General features: G+C 66.2%; 19 protein-coding genes. 16 read left to right on the top strand and 3 right to left on the bottom strand.

The window, feature by feature from the left end:
* Positions 1-165: 165 nt before the first annotated feature.
* The 6 genes from F7O44_RS26260 to F7O44_RS26235 all read left to right on the top strand — a co-directional run bounded on the left by F7O44_RS26260 (position 166) and on the right by F7O44_RS26235 (position 6,733).
* Positions 166-762, top strand: coding sequence for a TetR/AcrR family transcriptional regulator (locus F7O44_RS26260; RefSeq protein WP_162453301.1), 597 nt, complete (start codon positions 166-168; stop codon positions 760-762).
* 193 nt (positions 763-955) lie between these two features.
* Positions 956-1,834, top strand: coding sequence for a hypothetical protein (locus F7O44_RS26255; RefSeq protein WP_162453300.1), 879 nt, complete (start codon positions 956-958; stop codon positions 1,832-1,834).
* A complete protein-coding gene (locus F7O44_RS26250) occupies positions 1,831-4,167 on the top strand; it encodes an HAD-IB family hydrolase (RefSeq protein ID WP_162453299.1) in 2,337 nt (778 codons plus the stop codon). Before F7O44_RS26255 ends, F7O44_RS26250 begins: the two co-directional genes overlap by 4 nt.
* Positions 4,157-4,951 (top strand): ferritin family protein, encoded by a 795-nt coding sequence (locus F7O44_RS26245; protein WP_162453298.1) that lies wholly within the window; start codon positions 4,157-4,159, stop codon positions 4,949-4,951. Before F7O44_RS26250 ends, F7O44_RS26245 begins: the two co-directional genes overlap by 11 nt.
* Before the next feature lie 157 nt (positions 4,952-5,108).
* Positions 5,109-5,813, top strand: coding sequence for a lysophospholipid acyltransferase family protein (locus F7O44_RS26240; protein ID WP_162453297.1), 705 nt, complete (start codon positions 5,109-5,111; stop codon positions 5,811-5,813).
* 134 nt (positions 5,814-5,947) lie between these two features.
* Entirely contained in the window at positions 5,948-6,733 is a 786-nt protein-coding gene (locus F7O44_RS26235; RefSeq protein ID WP_162453296.1) for an isocitrate lyase/PEP mutase family protein, read from the top strand.
* Here the strand turns inward: F7O44_RS26235 and F7O44_RS26230 are convergent.
* Entirely contained in the window at positions 6,730-7,428 is a 699-nt protein-coding gene (locus tag F7O44_RS26230) for a CBS domain-containing protein (RefSeq protein WP_222851716.1), read from the bottom strand. The genes F7O44_RS26235 and F7O44_RS26230 overlap by 4 nt on opposite strands.
* Before the next feature lie 158 nt (positions 7,429-7,586).
* A complete protein-coding gene (locus F7O44_RS26225; RefSeq protein ID WP_162453295.1) occupies positions 7,587-8,462 on the bottom strand; it encodes a DUF4429 domain-containing protein in 876 nt (291 codons plus the stop codon).
* Between the two features lie 134 nt (positions 8,463-8,596).
* On the opposite strand from F7O44_RS26225, the gene F7O44_RS26220 reads away from it, so the two are divergent.
* The 7 genes from F7O44_RS26220 to F7O44_RS26190 all read left to right on the top strand — a co-directional run bounded on the left by F7O44_RS26220 (position 8,597) and on the right by F7O44_RS26190 (position 16,646).
* Positions 8,597-10,384, top strand: coding sequence for a thiamine pyrophosphate-requiring protein (locus F7O44_RS26220; protein ID WP_162453294.1), 1,788 nt, complete (start codon positions 8,597-8,599; stop codon positions 10,382-10,384).
* A 111-nt stretch (positions 10,385-10,495) separates the two neighbouring features.
* Positions 10,496-10,768 carry a hypothetical protein gene (locus F7O44_RS26215; RefSeq protein WP_162453293.1) on the top strand — a complete coding sequence of 91 codons (273 nt, stop codon included), beginning with the start codon at positions 10,496-10,498 and terminating at the stop codon, positions 10,766-10,768.
* A 65-nt stretch (positions 10,769-10,833) separates the two neighbouring features.
* Positions 10,834-11,355: an O-acetyl-ADP-ribose deacetylase gene (locus tag F7O44_RS26210; RefSeq protein ID WP_162453292.1), complete on the top strand. Its 522-nt coding sequence runs from the start codon at positions 10,834-10,836 to the stop codon at positions 11,353-11,355.
* Between the two features lie 151 nt (positions 11,356-11,506).
* Entirely contained in the window at positions 11,507-12,403 is an 897-nt protein-coding gene (locus tag F7O44_RS26205; protein WP_162453291.1) for an alpha/beta fold hydrolase, read from the top strand.
* A complete protein-coding gene (locus tag F7O44_RS26200) occupies positions 12,400-12,978 on the top strand; it encodes a GNAT family N-acetyltransferase (RefSeq protein WP_162453290.1) in 579 nt (192 codons plus the stop codon). Before F7O44_RS26205 ends, F7O44_RS26200 begins: the two co-directional genes overlap by 4 nt.
* Positions 12,975-13,541: an ABATE domain-containing protein gene (locus F7O44_RS32130; RefSeq protein ID WP_162453289.1), complete on the top strand. Its 567-nt coding sequence runs from the start codon at positions 12,975-12,977 to the stop codon at positions 13,539-13,541. Before F7O44_RS26200 ends, F7O44_RS32130 begins: the two co-directional genes overlap by 4 nt.
* 192 nt (positions 13,542-13,733) lie before the next feature.
* Positions 13,734-16,646 carry a M14 family zinc carboxypeptidase gene (locus tag F7O44_RS26190; protein WP_162453288.1) on the top strand — a complete coding sequence of 971 codons (2,913 nt, stop codon included), beginning with the start codon at positions 13,734-13,736 and terminating at the stop codon, positions 16,644-16,646.
* Between the two features lie 101 nt (positions 16,647-16,747).
* Here F7O44_RS26190 and F7O44_RS26185 read toward each other — a convergent pair whose 3' ends face one another.
* Complete coding sequence (locus tag F7O44_RS26185) at positions 16,748-18,115, bottom strand: MFS transporter (protein WP_162453287.1); 1,368 nt, start codon at positions 18,113-18,115, stop codon at positions 16,748-16,750.
* Positions 18,116-18,286: 171 nt separating this feature from the next.
* Here F7O44_RS26185 and F7O44_RS26180 point away from each other — a divergent pair, with 171 nt between their 5' ends.
* Genes F7O44_RS26180 through dinB form a run of 3 tightly spaced genes read left to right on the top strand, consistent with a single transcriptional unit; the run spans position 18,287 to position 21,147 of the window.
* Positions 18,287-19,291 carry a sigma-70 family RNA polymerase sigma factor gene (locus tag F7O44_RS26180; RefSeq protein WP_162453286.1) on the top strand — a complete coding sequence of 335 codons (1,005 nt, stop codon included), beginning with the start codon at positions 18,287-18,289 and terminating at the stop codon, positions 19,289-19,291.
* Between the two features lie 18 nt (positions 19,292-19,309).
* Positions 19,310-19,897, top strand: a complete 588-nt coding sequence (locus tag F7O44_RS26175; RefSeq protein WP_162453285.1) for a TIGR03086 family metal-binding protein — start codon at positions 19,310-19,312, stop codon at positions 19,895-19,897.
* Positions 19,898-19,953: 56 nt separating this feature from the next.
* A complete protein-coding gene (gene dinB / locus F7O44_RS26170) occupies positions 19,954-21,147 on the top strand; it encodes a DNA polymerase IV (RefSeq protein WP_162453284.1) in 1,194 nt (397 codons plus the stop codon).
* Positions 21,148-21,542: the final 395 nt, after the last annotated feature.

The following is a 21,542-nucleotide window of genomic DNA, read 5'->3' as shown; positions in this document are numbered from 1 at the left end:
CTTAATCTGCCATAGGTGGCTGCCGACCGTCGATCGAGGTGGTGCTCGCCCCCTCCGGCGCGCGTGCGCGCGAGTCGGTCGAAGGGTCGGGCCAGCTCTTGCGAGTTGTCACCGGACTACTCCCTTTCCTTGTATAGAAGGAACGTTCGTTTTACGGTTCATGGCATGCCTCGAGTGTCGCAAGAGCATAGCGATCGGCGCCGCCAGCAGATTCTTGCCGCGGCACGCCGATGTTTTGTCCGTGAGGGATTTCACCAAACCTCCATGACCGATATTTTCGCCGAGGCTGGACTGTCGGCGGGAGCGGTCTACGGCCATTTCGGAGGCAAGGGCGAGATCATCACGGTCATCGCTGAGGAAGTGACTGGTGAAGTCGATCGTCTGGTCGAGTCGATTTTCACACGAGAGCCTCCGCTCGGCTTGGCCGACGCCATGCGGCAAGGGCTGGAGGCGGCTAGCGGCTTCGCGTTCGGCGAGCAGGGTTTTGCCCGGCTGGCGCCTCAGGTGTGGGCCGAGGCCCTGCGTGACGACGAACTGCTGGAGATGCTCCGAGGGCGATATAGCAGAATTCAAGGCATGATCTCCCATCTCGTGGCGGCCGAGCAACGGGCTGGTCGCGTCGCGGCCGGCGCTGACCCTGACGAGGTCGCCAAGGTGCTGTTCGGAGTGATCATGGGCTACATCCTGCAAGGCCTGTTCGTGGGCAATGTTGAAGCAAGCCTGTATGCAGGCGGCCTGGACGCCTTGCGCGGTTCGCCGTGAGGGCATGTTCGGATTGGGTAGTCCGTTGGGGGGCGGTGTCTCAGGCTTGGGTCGGGTGTGGGAGATTAAGAGAACGAAGGTTCGTTTTTGGTGGTTGAGGCAAACTGTCGGGAGTGATCATCATGCAGGCGTCGTGTCCGGTCAGTTCCCCGAACAAGCGAGGTCACCGGTGCTCGTAAAGGGTGATGAGCCGGTGAGCGTCGAGCCGAAGAACACCTTCGATATCCGGGAGTTCGCCCGGACGGCCACCGGGAGCCACCGCGATCGACTCGATCTCGTCCAGTTCGATGTGCGTCCGCTTGGGCAGTCAACGCTGCGCAGCCTGCGATACATGCGAGATCTCGAACGCTCGACGATGCGCTACCTGCGCACGGTGCTGGTGACACCAACGCACAAGGACGCGCGGGTCACGGCGTTCCTGACCACATGGGCATTCGAGAAGTACTGGGTGGCCGACGCTGTGGACGCGATGCTCGCCAGGCACGAATTCCAACCGGCGCAGGTCAGCCGCCAGGGGGCCAACGGCGTGGTCGCGTGGCGCCGGTTTTCGGACAGAATCGCCCCGATCCGGCGGTCACTGGTTGACAACACCCTCGGCGAGGATGTCGTCGCCGTGCACATGGCCGCGGGCACGTTGGACGAGCTGTTGTGCCAGGCCGGGTATGAACGTTTGTTGTCGCTCGACGGGCACCCGGAACTGGCCCGGTTCCTCGGCGAGGTGCTCGTCATCAAGGCGCGGCATCTGGAGTTCTTCGAGGCCGAGGCGCACGACCGGCTCCGTGGCGCCCCACGGGCCCAGAGGCTGGCCAAAGTGAGGCTGCGACGTGCCGGGTGGCCATCGAGCCTGGACGAGGACGCCACGCCAGACGCCGCATTCTTTTTCGGACACGTCCTGGCGCCGGCGCCGAGGCTTGTCGACAGGATCGACCGGCGCATCCAGACACTGCCTGGCCTGGAACAGCTTGCGCTGGCGCGTGCCTCGGTGGCAGCGTCAACGTTGCCGCGCACCCCGGCATCGCTGTCGGGTACGTGGCGCCGACTCACCCAATCCGCGTTCAGGAGCCGCACATGACCACGCCAGGGTCCACGCTGTCGGACGCTCATGTCCTGCTGACCGGAGCCACGGGCTTCGTCGGGCAGGCAGTGCTGGAACGGCTGCTGTCCGGGCACCCGGATACCCGGATCTCAGTGATCATCCGGCCAAAAGGAAGCCTCACGGCCGAAGACCGCCTCGCCAAACTGCTGCGCAAGCCGGTGTTCCGCACGTGGCGGCGGTCCATCGGCGCGGCTGAAGCCGACCGGATCGCCCGTGAACGCATCGCCGTCATCGCCGGGGATCTCACGGATATGCCGGAGCTACCGGCCGATCTCCACACGGTTATCCATGGCGCGTCCGCGGTGAAGTTCGATCCACCGATAGACGAAGCGTTCGATACCAATGTGGGCGGGGCGCTGGGGCTGTACGGAGGCCTGCGGGCTGCCGGCGCGACACCCCACGTGATCCACGTCTCTACCGCCTACGTGGGCGGGCTGCGCAAAGGGATCACGCCTGAGCAGTCGCTCAACCACGACGTCGACTGGCGTGCCGAGGCCGAGATGGCGCACACGGCCCGGCGAAGCCTCGAACTCGCCTCACGCGACCCCGTGGTGTTGCGCCAGCTGCTGGACCAAGCTCGTGCTGAGCACGGCAAGGTGGGCCCCCAGGCGGTCACCAACGCCGCCGAGCAGGCCAGGCAGGAGTGGGTCAACGAACGGCTAATCGACCAGGGGCGACTACGGGCGGAGACGCTCGGCTGGACAGACGTTTACACCTTCACCAAAGCGTTGGCCGAGCGGGCTGCGGAAGACCTGTGGTACCGGGAGGGGCAGCGGCTGTCGGTGCTGCGACCCACCATCATCGAAAGCGCACTCCGGCATCCATTCCCGGGATGGATCGACGGTTTCAAAGTGGCCGACCCGCTGATCCTGGCCTACGGCCGTGGACAGCTGCCCGACTTCCCGGCGTTGCCGGACAGCATCCTCGACATCATCCCGGTCGACTTTGTCGTGAACGCGATTATCGCCGCGGCGCTAACACCGCCGGAGCCGGCTGGGCGCCGCTACTTCCATCTCGGTTCCGGCGCCAGCAATCCGCTGGCATTCCACGAGATGTACCAGAATGTCCGCGAGTTCTTCGTGAACTCGCCGCTACCGAAGGACGACGGACACGTCCAGGTGCCGAGCTGGCGATTGGCCGGCGGCCCGCGCGTGGACCGTGCGATGCGGCAGCGAGAAGCGCTGGTCACCAGTGCGGATTGGCTGCTGACCCGGTTGCCGATGACTACGCGTTCGCGCGGGTGGGCCGACAAAGTGCACAGCCTCCAGCGCGACCTCCGTTCGCTGCGCAAACTCACCGACCTCTACCGGCCCTATGTGCAGACCGAGATCGTTTTCGACGATGCACGGGCCCGGGAGTTGCACAGGTCTATTCCGGAGCCCGAACGTGGCCACCGCGGGTTCGACGTCACCGAGATCGACTGGCGGCACTATCTGCAAGAGGTTCATTTCCCGGCCGTCACATCGCTGAGCCGCGCGTTCGTGAACCGCCCCGCCTCGCGACCACAGCCCACCCGCATGTTGTCCGTGCGATCCGATGCGCTGGCCGTGTTCGATCTCGAGGGCACCGTACTCGACTGGAACCTCATCGAGCAGTACCTCTGGCTGTGCCGTTCCATGGCGCCGATGTCGCGTTGGCCGCGCGAACTGGGCAGTCTCGCGGTGTCGTTGCCCGGTTACGTCCGCAGTGAGCTGCGCAACCGAGGCGAGTTCATCCGTGCCTTCACCCGCCGCTACGAGGGTCTTCCGGCCAGCGAGATACAACGGCAGGCACAGGGCGCGTTCGGCCGAGCACTGCGGCAACGAGTGCTCCCTGACGCGGTTGCCTGCGCCCAGGCACACCGCGCCGCCGGGCATCACACCGTGCTCGTGACCGGTTCGATCGACGTCCTCGTCGAGCCGATCGCACACCTCTTCGATGACGTCATCGCCGGGCGTATGCACCAGAACGACGGCGTGCTGACCGGCTATCTCGACGCTCCGCCGCTGGTCGACGAAGCCCGTGCGGCTTGGCTCGTCCAATACGCCGATCACCACGGTATGGATCTACGGCATTCGTACGGTTACGGAGACAGCCATGCGGACGTGGCCTGGCTGCAGTTGCTCGGCCACCCCGCGGCCGTCAACCCTGACAGCAAGCTCTACCGGCACGCGCGCAGGCAATCGTGGACAGTCTTCGACTGGGGGCGGACCGCAATAACGGACCGGCACGCTGGTCAGACACCGCGCCGCTCGGTCGGATCGCGGAAGAAGGCGCCGTGGACAGATCGCGGCGACGAGACCGACGACAGGACATCTCATGGCTTTTGACATCGATCGTTTCGCGACCAAGTCCGAGCGTGTGCAGTGGCAGGACCTGTCGTTCGACGATTTCCGGGAGAATCCGCTCCCGGCGCACACGCTGCGGAGTCTTCGGTACATGTGCGATGTCGAGTACCACACCGTCTGCTATCTCCGCGATCTGCTGGTCACCCCGGCGCACAAGGACGGCGACGTCGCCACCTTCTTCACGATCTGGAACCGTGAAGAGTTCTGGCACGGTGAAGCGCTGGCCGCGGTGCTGGGACTGCACGGCATCACCGTCGACTTCGACGCGCTCAAAGCCAAGCGGCTCAAGGTCGGCTGGAAGGACCGTCTCGACCCGGTGAAACAATCGGTGCTCGGCAACGTGCTGGGCGCCGACCTCATCGCGACACACATGATCTGGGGCGCAGTCAACGAATGGTCGGCGAGTGCCGCCTATACCCGGCTGGCGACGCTCGAAGGCCATCCGGCGCTCGCCGAGTTGCTCCGGCGGATCGCCAAACAGGAGGCCCGGCATGTCGCCTTCTACGCAACTCAGGCCCGTAAGCGGCTGGAAGACAGCAAGAAGGCACGTCTCTTCGCCCGGTTCGCCCTGCGTAAGGCTTGGGCGCCGGTCGGCTCCGGCGTGATGCCGGAAGAGGAGGTCGTGCACGTGATGAGCCACCTGTTCAGCGGACCGGACGGGCTCGCGGAGATACGCAAGATCGACGGCCACATCGCCCGTATGCCCGGCCTCGAAGGGCTGACGATAGTCGAGGACGCCATGCGCAGTCGCGGCGTCGCGGCCTGACGAATACGCGACGCGGTGACCCCGTTTCTCAACGACGGTCGGCTCAGCGAGACCATTCTGGGTACTGGACCTGGCACGACGGGGCATGAGTCGCGTCGACGTCACTTAGACGTCTCCATTGCCTTGTGAACGAAGCTCGCCGGGAAGGGAAAGGATCATGACGGTTGCCGCAGCTCCGGACTATTGGCATGACGTTCCCGGCCCGAGAGCGCGGGCCGCGCGCGCAGCGCGTCCACTCGCGTCCGCGCTCGTGCGTTCCGCATTCAAGGTCCGGCTGCACAACTTTGACGTGATTCCCGCAGGCGGGCCGGTGATCCTCGCGTCCAATCACACCAGCATCCTTGATGGCCCGCTGTTGTACGCACTGGTCAAACGGCCAGTCCATGCCCTGGTGAAGCAGGAGATGTTCGCCGGACCAGCCGGCGTGGCTCTTCGAGCGATCGGTCAGATCCCGGTAGACCGGTTCGCATGCGACCCGGTAGCGGTCAAAGACTGCCTTGCGGTCTTACATCGCGGTGACGTCCTCGCGATCTATCCCGAAGGAACCCGTGGCCCCGGCGGTTTCGAACAGATCAAACCCGGCGTGGCCTATCTGGCGCTGTGCACGGGGGCGCCCGTCGTCCCGGTGGCCGCCCTGGGCTGTAGCCCGGCGCCCGGATCGGCCAAAGGCCTGCCACGGTTGCGCACGTCGATCGATGTCGTTGCCGGCGCACCGATCCAGACCCGGCCCGTGCCGTGGCCGCGTCGTCGGGACATGGTCCGGGAACGAGCCGACGAACTCGCGGATTCGCTGCGAGATCACGTCCGCCACGCCTGCGCGTTGACCGGGCGTGAACTGCCCGGGGTACGTGGTGCCAGCTGACCGCTGGACCATTCAACGCGTGTCCGAGGCCAAGTCTGGTTGGCGGCTGAAACCCGCCAGTGGGTGGCATCACCCGGCCGCTAGGCTCCACACGTCAGACGCTGCAGGGCCAGACTTCACGAGGAGCAATGGATATGACGGATCGCTTCAGATCTATGCACGACGACGGCCTGTTCATCATGCCGAACGCATGGGACGCTGGCTCGGCGAGAATACTTGAGCACCTGGGCAGTGCGGCGCTGGCCACCACCAGCTCTGGCCACGCGAGCTCGCTGGGGCGCCTCGATCAGCATGTACGCCGCGAAGAGATGCTGGCTCACGCCGAGGCGATTGTCGAAGCGGTGTCCGTTCCGGTCAGCGTGGACTCGGAGGGGTGTTATCCCAGCTCGCCGGGTGGCGTCGCCCGCACGGTCGAGTTGATCGCCGGCACCGGCGCGGCCGGATGCTCGATCGAGGACTACGAGCCCTCGGTTGGCGTACTTCCTGTCGATCTGGCCACCGAGCGAGTGCGGGTCGCGGCTGAGGTGGCCGACCGGCACGGTCTGGTCCTGACCGCCCGGGCGGACAATCATCTGTACGGCGTCGACGATCTTACCGATACGGTCGAGCGGTTGGCCTCCTACCGGGCGGCAGGAGCGCACGTGGTCTATGCGCCGGGCCTGACGGCGGCAGTCGACATCGAACGCCTGGTGCGCGAGGTGGGCGGCGCGGTCAATGTATTGACCCTGCCCGGTGTTCCATCCACGGCGGAGCTGGCGGCACTCGGGGTTCGCCGGGTGTCCGTGGGCGGATCGCTGGCGTGGGTCGCTTACGGCGCGCTGGCGACGGCCGCACGTGAGTTGCTGTCCGACGGGACGACGTCCTATTTGACGAGCAGTCTGGCCCCCGAGGTTCGCGACGCCGCGTTCGCGGCCGATTAGCGGTTCGGCGGAGCCGCGCTGATGTCCGCGAGCGGTGATTCCGGCTGCCTCGACACCGCGACGTCGCCGAGCGAGAGAACGCCCAGCGGGCGCGTGTCCTCGTCGACGACCGGAAGGCGGCGCAACGCACGTGCCCGCATGAGGGCGACGGCTTCGTCCACCGGGGCGTCCGGGCGTACGGCCACGACCTCCTCGCTGCATATCTCCTCGAGAGGGGTGCGGTCCGGATCCAGTTCTTCGGCCACCACCCGGATCGTGAGATCTCGATCCGTCACCACTCCGCGCACGGCACCGTCGTGGGCGACGACGACTTCGCCTACGTCGTTGTTCTTCATCGCGATCGCGGCGTCGGTGACAGAGGCGTCGATGGACAAGGCGATGACCCGGCGGGTCATGACATCGGAGACGGTCTGGGCGACGATGCCGGCCTCCGGTGAAGCCGACCCGGATGCTGATGGGCCGACCGTCGCGTCGGCGTTGTCCGCTTCATAAACCGGCGGTCGGGTCCCGGCGTCGGCGGGAGGCATGTCGGGATCGGACGGCGTGTAGGTGGCGGGATCATCGTCGGCCGGAGGCTCGGGATCCCGCCACTCCTCGGCACGCGCCCGGCGGTCGGCCTGCTCCAATCCGTGCAGCTCATGCTTGAGCTCGTCGTCCTGCCGGGGTCCATGTTTGCTGCTGCCACGCTCCGGCATGGTGTCCTCCTGCGCGCACGGTTGCGTTTGTCTCTTGCGCTGCCTGTACCCCACAGTGTTCCGGTCAATCACGTGCGACATGTGGCCCGCACTACATGCCCCGCCGGGCTGCTTCGTGGGGTTACGCAGCGGACGAAGAAGCCGCGACGGAGAGGAGGTCAGAGTTTTCGGAGCAGCGCCTGCTTGGCCGAGGCGAACTCGGCGTCGGTCAGGACACCCTCACGGTGAAGATCCCCAAGCTCACGCAGCCGGCGCAGGACGGCGTCGTGGTCGTTTTCCTCGGCGCCCGAGGCGGCATTGGATGGCTGCTCGGATCGGGGGACGGCTACGGAGGGCGAGGCCGGGTGTGGCAGCCGCGCGACGACGGCAGCGGCCAGCAAGGATGTTGTCCCGCCCTCGCGGCGCATTCCCCAGGTGATGCAATTGGGATCGTGTTTGGGTAGCAGTGACGATGCGCCGCTGACCCGGAAGCGGAGGAAGCCGTTGGTCCAGCCGACGATCGGCACCCATTCCACGCCGGTGATGTCGTCGAGTGTGATCTGCCGCGTGCCGGCGGACTTCTTGACGTCTTCGGCCCACTCGGTCCACTCGATGTGGATCTGTTTGCCGTCGAACGACGCCGTGCCGTCGCCCGCGGTGGCGGTCAGCGGTACCGCCGGTCCCGGAAGCAGATAGTGGTCGCAGGTGCCCGGTGGCACTTGCTCCAGCATCAGAGCCTGCCGGATCTCGTCGACCAGGTATTCGGCCGCGCCGGTGGTGTCGCGGTCTACGGCCAATCGGTAAGGATCGGCGTTTTCTGCCAATTTTCCGCCAGTGACCTGGAGGAACGGGTCGGCACCGTCGCGGAGGCGCAGCCGGAGGCGACCGCCCTTGCGGCCGGGCTCATAGGCGACGCCGGCGATCGCGAGCAACGGGACGGTCAGTTCGCCCAGCGCCTGCCGAAGGTGGTGTACCTGGCGGTCTTGGCCCGGGACTATACGAACGAGTTCGCCGTCGAACGTCCATGTGCCGTCGCGCACGATCACCTCGTTCATGTGTCTGATCGTATTAGAGGCCGGGCGGGTCGAGACGCCGGATAGTGAGCTGGGCCGGTCGCGTTCGGGCGCTCTGCTGTCTGGAATTCCGGGTATCGGGTAGTGGCGTGGTGTGTCCGGCACGAGGAGGAAGCATGGCCCAGACGGTCGCTGATTATCTGTTGCAACGGCTCCGGGAATGGGGAGTCACGGAAGTGTTCGGCTACCCGGGCGACGGCATCAACGGTATTGTCGCCGCCTTCGGCGAAGCGGACAATGAGCCTCGTTTCGTGCAGTCGAGGCACGAGGAGATGTCGGCATTCCAAGCCGTTGGCTATGCGAAGTTCAGCGGCCGGGCAGGTGTCTGCCTGGCGACCTCCGGGCCTGGGGCGATCCATCTGCTCAACGGCCTGTACGACGCCAAACTGGATCACGTGCCGGTGGTCGCGATCGTGGGACAGACGGCACGTAGTGCCATCGGCGGGAATTACATGCAAGAGGTCGATCTCCGGAGTTTGTTCAAGGATGTCGCCTCCGATTACGTCGTCGAGGTGACCGTGCCGGAGCAGTTGCCCAACGCACTGGACCGGGCATTCCGTACAGCCGAGGCCAGGCGAGCGCCGACGGCCGTGATCATCCCGTCCGACGTGCAGGAAGAGCCTTACAGCGCACCCGAGCACGAGTTCCAGCACGTGCCGTCCAGCCCGCCCAGTACGTCACGTTCGGTCATGGTGCCGCCCGAGGACGAGATCGCCCAGGCTGCCGAAGTGCTCAACTCCGGTGAACGGGTCGCGATTCTGGCCGGCCAAGGCGCACGCAACGCTGCCGAGGAGGTCAAGCTGGTCGCCGACGTGACCGGTGCGGGGGTTGCCAAGGCGCTGCTGGGCAAGGACGTCCTCCCGGATGACCTTCCCTATGTCACGGGTGCCATCGGCTTGCTCGGCACCAGGCCGAGCTACGAGCTGATGCGGGACTGCGACGTGTTGCTCATCGTGGGCTCGAATTTGCCCTATACACAGTTCATGCCTGAGCTCGGGCAAGCCCGCGCAGTGCAGATCGACATCGACGGGACCATGATCGGCATTCGCTACCCGATCGAGGTGAACCTGGTCGGAGAGGCGAAGGCCACGCTGCGCCGGATGCTGCCGATGCTGGAGCGCAAGGAGGATCGCGCGTGGCGGGAGACTGTCGAGTCGAATGTCGCTTCGTGGTGGTCGACGATGGAGCAGCAGGCGATGCTCGAGGCGAAACCGGTGAATCCGATGCGGGTCGTCCACGAGCTCTCGTCCCGCATTCCGGACGATGCGATCGTCACCGCGGACTCCGGCTCGTCCACGAACTGGTACGCGCGGCATTTGCGCATGCGTGGCCGGATGCGCGGGTCGCTGTCCGGCACGCTGGCCAGTATGGGGTCCGCGGTGCCCTACGCGATCGGCGCCAAGTTCGCTCATCCCGACCGGCCGGTTGTCGCATTGGTCGGCGACGGGGCCATGCAGATGAATGGAATGGCCGAACTGCTCACGATCTCCAGATACAAAGACCTGTGGAGTGACGGCCGGCTCATCGTCTGTGTCTTCCACAACAACGACCTCAACCAGGTCACGTGGGAGCTGCGAGCCATGGGAGGCGCCCCCAAATTCGAGGAATCCCAGAACCTCCCGGACGTTTCTTATGCCGACATCGCCCGGAGCATGGGCATGGAGGCGGTGAGCGTCGATACGCCGGACGATCTGGGCAACGCTTGGGACCAAGTGTTCGCCGCCGGCCGTCCCGCGTTGCTCGACGTGAGGTGTGACCCGGAGATGCCGCCGATCCCGCCGCAGGCCACGTTCGAGCAGATGAAGGACACCACCCAGGCATTGCTGAAGGGTGACCCGAACGCCTGGCATGTTCTCGTCCAGGGAGTGAAGACCAAACTGCAGGAAGCCCGCCCCCGACGGTAGCGCGCGACGCCAGCTGGACCAGGCAACTATGCGGGAACTGGCCCTGCCGCTATGCCAGTTGATCGGTCCATGATGGTCGTGACGTCGTGAACGCATCGGAAGGGACCGGCGATGGAATACCGCCGTGATGAGATGGACGGGCTCGCCCACCGGGTGGCCGAACTCGGACCGGATGCGGTGGGGCCTGAACTCGCCGAGCTGGCCTGGTTGGCTGCGATCGAGGGCGTCGAGCCCTTCCTCCTGGCCGTCATGTGTGACCCCCGCGAGCCCGAAGTCGTCCGTCAGCGAGCCTTCGCCCGCGTGGCCGCCGAATGGGCCGCCCGTCTTGATGCCGCAGACCGCGGCGGGCGTGACGGCGCTCCCGCGCGGTTGTCCGTTCCGTAACCGGCCGCACGGACCGGCGGAGCCGTGGCACGCATCCACCCGGCACATCGGGGTATGTCCGCGACATGACGACACAGCCCGAGATCATCCTGGTGCGCGGCGATATCACGACACAAGACGCCGACGCAGTCGTGAATGCCGCCAACAGCGGCCTCATGGGTGGCGGCGGCGTCGACGGTGCGATCCTCCGGGCGGGCGGCCCGCGCCAGCGCGAGGCTCGAAAGGCTCTGGTGGAGCGGATCGGCTCGTTGCCGACCGGTGAGGCGGCTCCCACCGAGGCGGGTGACATGCCGGCACGATGGGTGATCCACGTCGTGGGGCCGGTATGGTCCGAGCGCGAGGACCGCTCGTCGCTGCTGGCCGCGTGCTACCGGAACGCACTGGCGGTAGCCGATGAACTGGGCGCCCGTACCGTCGCATTTCCCGCTGTGTCGGCCGGGATCTACGGCTGGCCGATGGTTGACGCCGCACGTATCGCCGTCGAGTCCGCCGCCTCCGCGAGGACCAAGGTTGAACAGGTGCGATTCGTGCTTTTCGGCGACGATGCCTACGTAGCGTTCGAGTCGGCGTTGCGGAGCCGCGGATAGGCGCCGGGCCGCGGGTGCCGATGGCTCCGGGTGCCAGTGACGTCCATCCCCGCCAGACGCTGGGTCAGGCGGTTCTTGCCTTGAGTAACCATTTAAAGCCATTAGAATGGTTACTCGGGATGGACGGTCCCCACCTGTTGAAGGGAGCCCAGTGAAGCGCGCAGCTAAGACAAGGCATCTGTATCGGGAACTGGAGGGAGTGAAGCTGCACTACCGCGAAACGGGGGTGCCGTCGTCGACGGCGGTTCTTCTGCTCCACGGCTTTCCCAGCTCGTCTTACTCGTTCCGCGATGTGCTGCCGTCTCTGGGGGAGCACGTATACGCGATCGCGCCGGACCTGCCTGGGTTCGGGTTCTCGGACGCGCCGCCCCTCGATGAGTATGAGTACACCTTCGAACGCTTCTCTCATGTGATCGAGGCGCTGATCGCTGACCTCGGAGTGGAGCGTTATGTGCTCTACGTGACCGACTGGGGCACACCCGTCGGGTACTCCATGGCGATGCGTCATCCGGAGCGCGTCCTGGGTCTGGTCGTGCAGAACGGCAACGCGCACGAGGCGGGGCTGAACAAGGCTTGGGACGCGCCCCGCCGGTTCTGGGCGGAACCCAGCGAAGAGAACAAGGCGGCGTTGCCGGAGTGGCTGAACTTCTCGGGCACCCGTGACCAATACCTCAGCGGGCTGCGACAGGAGTTGCAAGAGCTGCACCCGCGTGAGTCTTGGCATCTCGACTGGGAGCGGCTCTCGCGGCCCGGAAACATCGACATCCAGTTTCAGCTCTTCTACGACTACCGGAACCACGTAGCACGCTTCGCGGATATCGCGGCTTACCACGAGGAGCACCAGCCACCGTCGCTGGTGCTCTGGGGCCGGCACGACGTCTTCTTCGATATCGCCGAGGTCATGGCCTACCACCAGGTCATGACCACACTGGACGTTCATCTCTACGACGCCGGACACTTCTTGCTGGAGACGCACGCCGCGGAGGTCGCGGCACATCTCAACTCCTTCGTCGGTGACGTGCTCGACCGCGAACGGAATCGGCCGTGAGTACTACGGCACTGAAAGTCCGGCCGCTGACATCGGACACGTGGGACGACTTCGAGTCCGTCATGGGCGCCAACGGCGGAGCCCGCGGCTGCTGGTGCATGCATTGGCGCCTGAGCATTCAGGAGTGGATGGCGGGCAAGGGCGACGGCAACAGGGCCGCGATGCGGGACCTCGCCGAAGGTTCGGCACCACCGGGGGTCGTGGGCTATCTCGATGGCACACCGGTCGCCTGGTGCGGGTTCGGACACCGCTCTGACTTCCCCCGCATGCAGCGCTCCTCGCTGCTCAAACCTGTCGACGATGAGCAGGTTGTCTCGTTGACGTGCCTGTTCGTCAAGAGGTCTCACCGCGGGAAGGGTTTGTGCTCCGACCTGATCGTCGCCGTGTGCGGTTACCTCGCCGAGACCGCCGAGGCGCAAACGGTGGAGGCCTATCCGGTGGAACCCGCCGATGGGCGCAAGGCAGGTGCGGACAACGCGATGACCGGAATAGCCAGCGCATTCCGTGCCGCTGGATTCACCGAGATTGCTCGTCCTCGAAGTGAGCGCCTGGTCATGCGATACTCACTCCGGTGACCACCGCGTGGAGCGATGACCACTTCATCGCTGGTGACGTCGTACTCGACTTCGCGAACACCGTCTACCGCCGGACTCCGGAGGTGGGCGCCGACCTTCTCGACAGCGCCGGTTCCCTGACCTCATGGCTCCAGCGCGCCGGCCTGCTGCCGGCGCTCAGCGACACACCAGTCCGGTTCGATGACCCCCAGGCCGTGCTGCGGGAGGCTCGTGCGTTGCGGGGGCTTCTCTGGGGGATCCTCGAGGCGCGGAAGGACGGCCGTGAGCTTCCTCCCGACGCGATCGCCGGTCTGCTTAGCCTGGCCGCTCGCAGCGTCGGCAGGGACGTCTCGCTCGGCCCGGACGGTACCGTGGCGCCCCGCACCGCCCAGGGTGCGCTCACGACGCTCGCGCTACGCGGAATCAGGCTGGCGCTGAGCCCGCCGGCGCAGCCGCTGCGTGCCTGTCATCGCTGCGGCTGGTATTTCCTCGACACCTCCCGCGGCAGGCGCCGCCGGTGGTGCAACATGAAAATCTGCGGGAACCAGGCCAAAGCGGCTCGATACCGCTCCACCCACACGTGATCATCTAACCGGCCGGGCCGGCGACACCCACCACCCGGGGTGCGCTGCGGGTTGCTCCAAGAAAGAAGCTTGTCAGTAAATGTCCTGACCAGTAGATTGTGGCAGGTCTGCGGGGAGACCAGACATTTGTCGGTTTGGGGTCTTGTCGCGGGCGATCCTCGGGGCGGGCCTCACTCAACCGAGGAGGGGAGCATGGCTCGCCTGTCCTTTTCGCGCCGGTCCGCCGGCATCACCACTGCAGTGTTCGTACCCGCCGCCCTGGTGATGGCCACTCTGGCCGTTCCGGGCTCGGCTACTGAACCGGACGATCACGCGCATCCGGAGTTCGTCCCACCGGACGAGCTCGAGTACCCGGACATCGTCGAGATTTTCGTGGACGACCGCACCGAGCTCGACGCGCTGGTGGACACCGGCGTCGACCTCGGCGAAATGGTCAACGATCTCGGCAGCGGCCTGCAGGTCGAGGCCATCATCACACCGTCGGAACAGGAGTGGCTGCGCTCGCTCGGGTTCGATGTCGGTGCACCACTACTGACGGCGGAAGACTTCGAGTCGCTCCAGGACGAGCGGGCTGCCATGGTCACCGAGATCGAGAAGGCCGAGGCTCAAGCCGCGCAAACCGGGGACGATCTACGAGTCCAGCGGGCCGCGTGGTTCGAGAACCACGGAGAGACGTTCGTCGAGATCGAAGTATGGTCCGAGGCCGGTTCGAGTTCGGCCAACGTGATCCTGACCGCCAGCCTCGATGCCGGACCGGGAACCGAGATCGGCGACGGCGCGACGTTCACGCTTTCGCGCCTGGTAGACGCGGGCCACTACATGTTCCACCGCACCAACGTGCCCCGCCCCGAGAGCCCCGTTCCCTCGCGGATGCGAGTCACCAGCACGCTGGCCGGCGAGGTGATCGGCGAGGTCGAGACGGACTTCACGGAGTTCCTCGACGGCGAGTACCCGACAGGACCAGGTGCGCCCAAGGAATGGGGTGATCTGGCCACGGGCTTCGTCGACCATTATGTGGATGCCACCGAGTCGACCGAGAAGATCGAGGCTCTGGCTGCCGAATTCCCGGGAATCGCCGAGATCATCGAGATGCCGTACGAGACGAACGGCTATCGCCGCAAGGCGCAGGCGATCTTTCAGCCGCCGTCGCCCAAGCTGGTGATCGACGAGCCGTCCGCGGCCGCCGGTGACTATCCGGCCGCGGCGGCGGACTTCGGTGGCGCGACGTCGATCGACGGCGTGCCTGGGCGAGCGGTCCTCGTCAGCGACGGAAGTGGTACCCCCAGCGAGGGATGCGGGCCGCTGACCGGCTTTGAAGCCGGCGACATCGCGCTGATCGACCGGGGGACCTGTCCGTTCGTCGACAAGGTGCGCAACGCCCAGCAGGCGGGCGCCGCCGCCGCGATTGTGATCAACAATGTTGACGGAGACCCGTTCGCGATGACGGGGAACGCGCCGGACATCACCATCCCCGCGGCCATGATCTCGCTGGCCGACGGTCACACCGTCAAGCCGGAGCTACCGGCACAGGGCCGCCTGAACCGTCCGAACCTCAACCCGCACCGCGTCGTCGTCGACTCGATTGCCTGGGGTCACGAAGGCGGGAACGACATCACGGTGGAGCTGGCCGATCCTGGCGTGTCGGACAGTCCGTTGGCGGTGACGGTTCAGGGCGACGACATCCACGTGAGCCTGGCGACGAACGCGTCCGGCTCTCTCACCAGCACCGCGGCGGAGGTTGTCGCGGGGTTGAACGCCGAGGCCGGTGACCTCGTCAAGGCATATACGTTCCGCGGGCATGCCGGCGACGGCGTCGTCTATCCGTGCGGCCCAGACGAGTGTCACGGGGAGCCGGGCACCACCCAGCTGTCCGACTTCCTGTCCGCGCCGGACCACGTTTCTCGGGACCCGTTCACCGTCAAGGGCATCCGAATCGGCAAGCACCGGGACGGTTCGAAGACCGGCGTCTTCCTGTATTCACAGGAGCATGCGCGCGAATGGGTGACACCGCTGGTGGCGCTGGAAACCGCGGAGCGGCTGCTGCGCAACTACGCGTCCAACGACACCGCCCGGCGGCTGGTCGACAACCTGGACATCTTCATCGTCCCGTCGATCAACCCGGATGGGACGCACTACTCGATTCACGACTTCACGCTGCAACGGCGCAACATGACCAACCATTGTCCGGACGACGGTCCCGTCGATCCGCTCGCCCGGAACTCCTGGGGTGTGGATCTGAACCGGAACTTCCGGGTCGGCACCCTCGACGACGGATTCAGCGGTGCTTCGACGGTCTGTACCAGCGACGTGTTCCGTGGACCGGGGGTGTTGTCCGAGCCGGAAGCGCAGAACGAGATCTGGTTGGTCGAGGAGAATCCGAACATCCGGTTCGCGATGAACACGCACACCCACGGCGGTTACTTCATGTGGTCTCCGGGTGCCTACCGGCCGCAGACCCGAGACGGGCTCGAACGGCCGAGCTACGGTGTGGAGACCTACTTCTACGAGGCGTCGGACACGATCCTCAACCGTGTGAAGGAACACCGGGGCACCTCGGTCTGGTCCAGCAGGGTGGGCCCGATCAGCGACGTGTTGTACTCGGCCGCGGGCAACTCCGGCGACGACCATTTCTACGAGAACGACATCTTCGCGTGGAGCTTCGAGGCAGGTTCCCCGCTGTGGACCGGTAGCGGATGGTCGAGCGTCGGGTTCACCCCGCCGTACGAGGAAGGCCACGAACAGGCCATGGAGTTCGCTCATGGCTGGCTCGGCATTCTCGAGGTGGCTGACATGTACAGCAGGGACAAGATTCCGCCGAGATCGACACTGGAACCCGGCGCCGGCCGGTACAGCGGTCCGGTGGATATCACCTTCGATGTCAGCGAGCCGGCTGATGTGTATTACACCCTCGACGGCAGCCGGCCGACGTTCGACTCGCCGCGGATCGACTTCGCTGGACCACGGCAGGGGCAGCAGCCGGTCACCATCACTGAGACGACGACGGTCAAGTGGTTCGCCGTCGACGTGGCCGGCAACACCCAGAACTACTACCGGCCCGACGGCCCCGGCCGGAACTATCGCCAGGCGAAGATCGTGATCGACTGATCTTCGGCCGGGCATGGCACGTTGAGTACACGTGGATCTGGCCGATAAGGCGGTTCCCAACGTGTATTCAACGTGCCATGCCGTACCCGGCACAAGGATCCTCAGTCGGGCCGGCGGCGGGCGGCCAGGACGGTCAGCACCATGAGCAGAGCCGCCACCCCGGTCATCACATAGCCCACCTGGTGCATCCCGCGGGTGGACAGGTCGCGCTCCAGGATGACGCCGAGCAGGCTCGTTGCCGTAATCGCGCCGAGATATCGGAAGGTCTGGAAGAGCCCGGCCAGTGCCCCCGCGCGGTTGGCCGGTGCCGCTTCGTAGAGCCTGGTCTGGAGCGAGAGGTGGTTCACTCCGTTCGGGATTCCGAGCAACACGGTGATGCCGACGAGGAGCACGACCGGCGTCGTGTCGCCCAGCAGCTGTACAGCCAGGGTGGCCAGCAGCATCAGGCCGGTGCCGACGACGAGCGTACGCGCCGAGCCGACCCGCCGGATCGCTCTTGTCGTGATCGGGACAACAAGGATGCTCAGCACAGTGATGGGCAGAACCAGCAGACCCACCACGTCGGGTGTGAATCCGCGGACATGCTCCAGCCACATCGGCAGGCCGAAGAACACGCAATAGAAGACGAGATTGATGCCGCCCTGCTGGATGAGCACCGCTCGCAATGCGGGGGTGGCGACCAGGCCACGGATGTCCATGAACGGCTCAGTGACGTTGAGCTCACGCCGCAAGAACAGCGCGAAGGCGGCGGCAACCACCGGCACAAGCCACCAGATCGGTTCCTCCGCCAGCGACAGGACCAGGACGATCAAGGTTCCGAGCGCGCAGGTGAACAACACGATTCCGGCGATGTCCACGTCGCGGAGACTCAGCTTGGTGACGGAGGACACCGGTGCCCGCGGCACGATGCGCAGCGCGAGGATGACGCCGGCCGCCGCTAGCGGAACATTGACCAGGAACACCGCCTCCCATCCCGCCACGGCCACGAGTGCGCCGCCCAGGACCGGACCGAGCGCCGCGCTGGCCGAGCTGGCCATGCTGAGCGTGGCCAGGGCACCGGCCGGCGGCGCGGACGATCGGGTGCCAGCCGCCTCCCGGATGAGGATGTGGGCGCAAGGAAACGCCGCGGAGGTAGCGATGGCCTGGACGACGCGCGCTGCCACCAGCCAAGCGAAGCTGGGAGCCAGCGGGGCCAGCGCGGAGGCCCCACCCATCAGGACCAAACCCGCGATGAACAGCCGGCGAGCGCCGATTTGGTCGGCTAGCCGGCCCATCAGCGGCTGACCGACCGCCGCGGCCAGGTAGAAACCCGACGCTGCCCAGGTGGAGGTGGCGATGCTGACCTCGAACTCGCGCTGGAAGCTCACCAAAGCGATCGCGATCATGGAGGAGTTCAGCGGGTTGAGGAGTGTTCCCAGCGTCAAGGTGAGAAGGAGCCGGTTGGGCACTCCCTCTCGGTCGCGGGTCACACGACGGATTCTCTCAGGCCGGTACCGGGCCAGCGGGACGCGCGCAGATTCTCGGCCGGCGGCCGATGAGAAATCGGCTCGGCTCTAGTCCATATCTCAAAGCGCGGCACCTGAAGGCCCTCGTGCCGCGCTCCACACGTATATGCCCGACGGCTTGGGAGCAGTAGTGTCATGACTGTGGTAGTCGAGAATCCCGTCGACCAGGACTTCACCAGCCTGGCGGATCCTTACCGGCGCGAACTGCTGGCGCACTGCTACCGGATGCTCGGTTCGGTGCACGACGCAGAAGATCTCGTGCAAGAGACGTATCTACGAGCCTGGCGTGCCTACGACCGCTTCGAGGGGCGGTCCTCCCTGCGGACATGGCTGTACCGGATTGCCACCAGCGCATGCCTGACCGCGCTCGAAGGCCGTAACCGCAGGCCCCTTCCCACCGGTCTCGGTGGCCCGAGCGAGCCCGACGTCACGCTGGTTCAGCGGCATGAGGTGCCGTGGCTGGAGCCGATCCCGGATGCCATCGTGGGTGCCGACGAGTCCGACCCGGCGCTGGTCGTCACCTCACGTGAGAGCATCCGGCTGGCGTTCATCGCCGCCCTGCAGCATCTGCCGCCACGGCAGCGGGCGGTGCTGATCCTGCGTGACGTGCTCAGGTTCCGCGCGGCCGAGGTCGCGGAGACCCTCGGTGTCACCACCACCGCAGTCAACAGCCTGTTGCAACGCGCACGCGCTCAGCTGGAACAGATCGATCCGCAGGCCGACGACGTCGAAGAGTCGATGACCACAGAGCAGCGTGACCTGCTCGACCGCTACGTCGCGGCGTTCGAGAAGTACGACATCCGCTCGTTGGTGGACCTATTCACCTCGGACGCGGCGTGGGAGATGCCGCCGTTCACCGCCTGGTTCCAGGGCCCGGAGAACATCTGCCAGCTCATACTCAACGCATGCCCCGCCAAGGGCCCAGGCGATCAGCTGATGGTCCCCACGTCGGCCAATGGCCAGCCCGCGTTCGGCTTGTACATGCGCGACGAGAGCGGCGTCCACCAGGCATTTCAGATCCAGGTACTCACACTGCACGGGACGAGGGTGTCCCACGTCGGAGCGTTCTTCGAGACCAGCCTGTTCCCAGCGTTCGGGCTGCCGATGACGCATCCGTCGTCGCCGCAGCCCGCCCCCTGACCGGCCGCGGGCGCCTTCATGAGCGACGCATCCGGAACGCTGACGATGCCCGACGGTGTCGCCATGCTCGAACGGGCGATGAGTTACACCCTCGGCAGCTTGCGTCTCGTCACCACGGAGCAGCTCTCCCGGCCGACGCCATGTGCCGAATGGGACTTGCGAGCACTCCTGGAGCACATGAACGACTCATTGCTGGCGCTGTGTGAGGCCGCGGATGTCGGGCGTGTCTACGCCGACCCGCTTGGCGTCGACGACGATCCGGCGACAGGCCTTGTGCAGAGCATGCGTGATCGCGCATGCCAGCTTCTGGGTGTCTGGGTCGGCGCCGACAGTCCCGCGCGGGTGTCCATCGGTGAACGCTCGCTGACCAGTAGGATCGTGGCCGGTACCGGGGCGGTGGAAGTCGCCGTGCACGGGTGGGATGTCGCACGCGCCTGTGGTAGCAACCGGCGAGTGCCCACCGGGCTGGCGGAGGACTTGATCGAGCTCAGCCGGATTCTGGTGGTCGACGCCGACCGTCCGGCGCGATTCGCGCCGCCGCTGCCAGTGTCGCGGGCCGCCGATGCCAGCGAAAAGTTGCTGAACTTCCTCGGCCGGCGTGTGTAGCCGGCGGCCCAGCCCCCGCGAAGATCCTGGCTTTCCAGCCCGATAAATGCGAACATATGTTCGTGGAGATGGCAGGTATTCTGCACGCCGACTTGGATGCGTTCTATGCGTCAGTAGAGCAGCGGGACGACGCCCGCCTGCGTGGCCGCCCCGTCATCGTCGGATCGGGCGTGGTGCTTGCCGCAAGTTACGAGGCCAAGGCGTTCGGGGTGCGAACCGCTATGAACGGGCGTCAGGCCCGTCAGCTGTGCCCGGACGCGGTGGTCGTTCAACCCCGGATGTCCGCATACGCTGCCGCCAGCCGCGCCGTCTTCGAGGTCTTCAAGCAGACCACGCCGGTGGTCGAAGGTCTCTCCATCGACGAAGCTTTCCTCGACGTCCGTGGCCTCTGGCGGATAGACGGCCCGCCTACCGAAATCGCCCGGCGACTGCGGCGTGAGGTGCTGGAGCGTGTCGGGTTACCGATCACGGTGGGCGTGGCGCGCACCAAGTTCCTCGCCAAGGTGGCAAGCGCTGTGGCCAAGCCGGACGGCTTGCTCGTCGTTCCGCCCGACCAGGAGCTGGCGTTTCTGCATCCGCTGGCGGTCGAGCGGCTTTGGGGAGTCGGGCCGGTCACCGCACGCAAGCTCCGGGACAAAGGCCTGACAACGGTGGGTGAGGTCGCGCAACTTCGCCGCCGGAGTCTTGCCGCCATGCTGGGGCCCGCCGCGGGGAACCATCTGTATGCCCTGGCACATGGCCAGGACCCACGTCCGGTGGAGACCGGCCGGCGTCGTCGTTCGATCGGTTCCCAATGTGCGCTTGGGCGGCGGGAACGCACCGGCGATGAACTCGAGGCGATCCTGGCCGCGTTGCTCGACCGCGTGGCGCGCCGGCTCCGGAGTGGGCGCCGGGTCTGTCACACGGTCGTGCTGCGGCTGCGATTCGGGGACTTCACGCGCGCCACCCGGTCCCATACGCTGGCCGAAGCCACCGACGAGACGCCTGCCTTGCTCGCCACCGCTCGGCTGTTGCTGCGCGATGCCTCAGCGCTGATCGAGCGCAAAGGTCTGACGCTGCTGGGGGTGGCGCTCAGCAACCTGGACGAGGCGAACGCCGTCCAGCTCGCGCTCCCGATCCAGCGATGCCCCGCCAGTTCGCTCGACACCGCCCTCGACACACTGCGCGACCGGTATGGCAGCCGCGCCGTCGGCAGGGCGTCTACCCTCGGACGCCGCGTCGGCCAACCGGTCCCGCTCCTGCCGGACTAAGAGGCCGCGCAGAATGGGAGTCGCCTGGCTCGCGTGCCCGGGCATCCTGGCTGGCGGCGTTGTCGTCAGTCGTCGCACAAACCCAGTGCGACTCCTTCCTCCGCCTTGCCATCCAGGCGCCCGACCCCGCTCGCTGTCAGGCGCCCCATTCTGCGCGGCCTCTAAGCCTGGATCCGTGGAACCAGGGACTTCTTGATCGTGATCTTGGTTGATCGGTGCTGGTGTGGTGAAGGGCAGGAGGATGCTGCTGGTCCTGCCAGCCTTTCCATTTCGGGGTCTCCGGTCGTGCCCTCGCGGGCGGTGGTCGGGTTCAGGCCACTGCTGGTGGCCCGGTGGCGAAAACCGCGTTGTAGAGGGTGCGCCATGGTGCGGCCCATGGCCAGTGCGCGGGCAGG

This window comes from Phytoactinopolyspora mesophila (assembly GCF_010122465.1).
GTDB lineage: Bacteria > Actinomycetota > Actinomycetes > Jiangellales > Jiangellaceae > Phytoactinopolyspora > Phytoactinopolyspora mesophila.
Note: the sequence above shows the minus strand (reverse complement) of the source record. Positions and strands in the feature narration are given on the sequence as shown.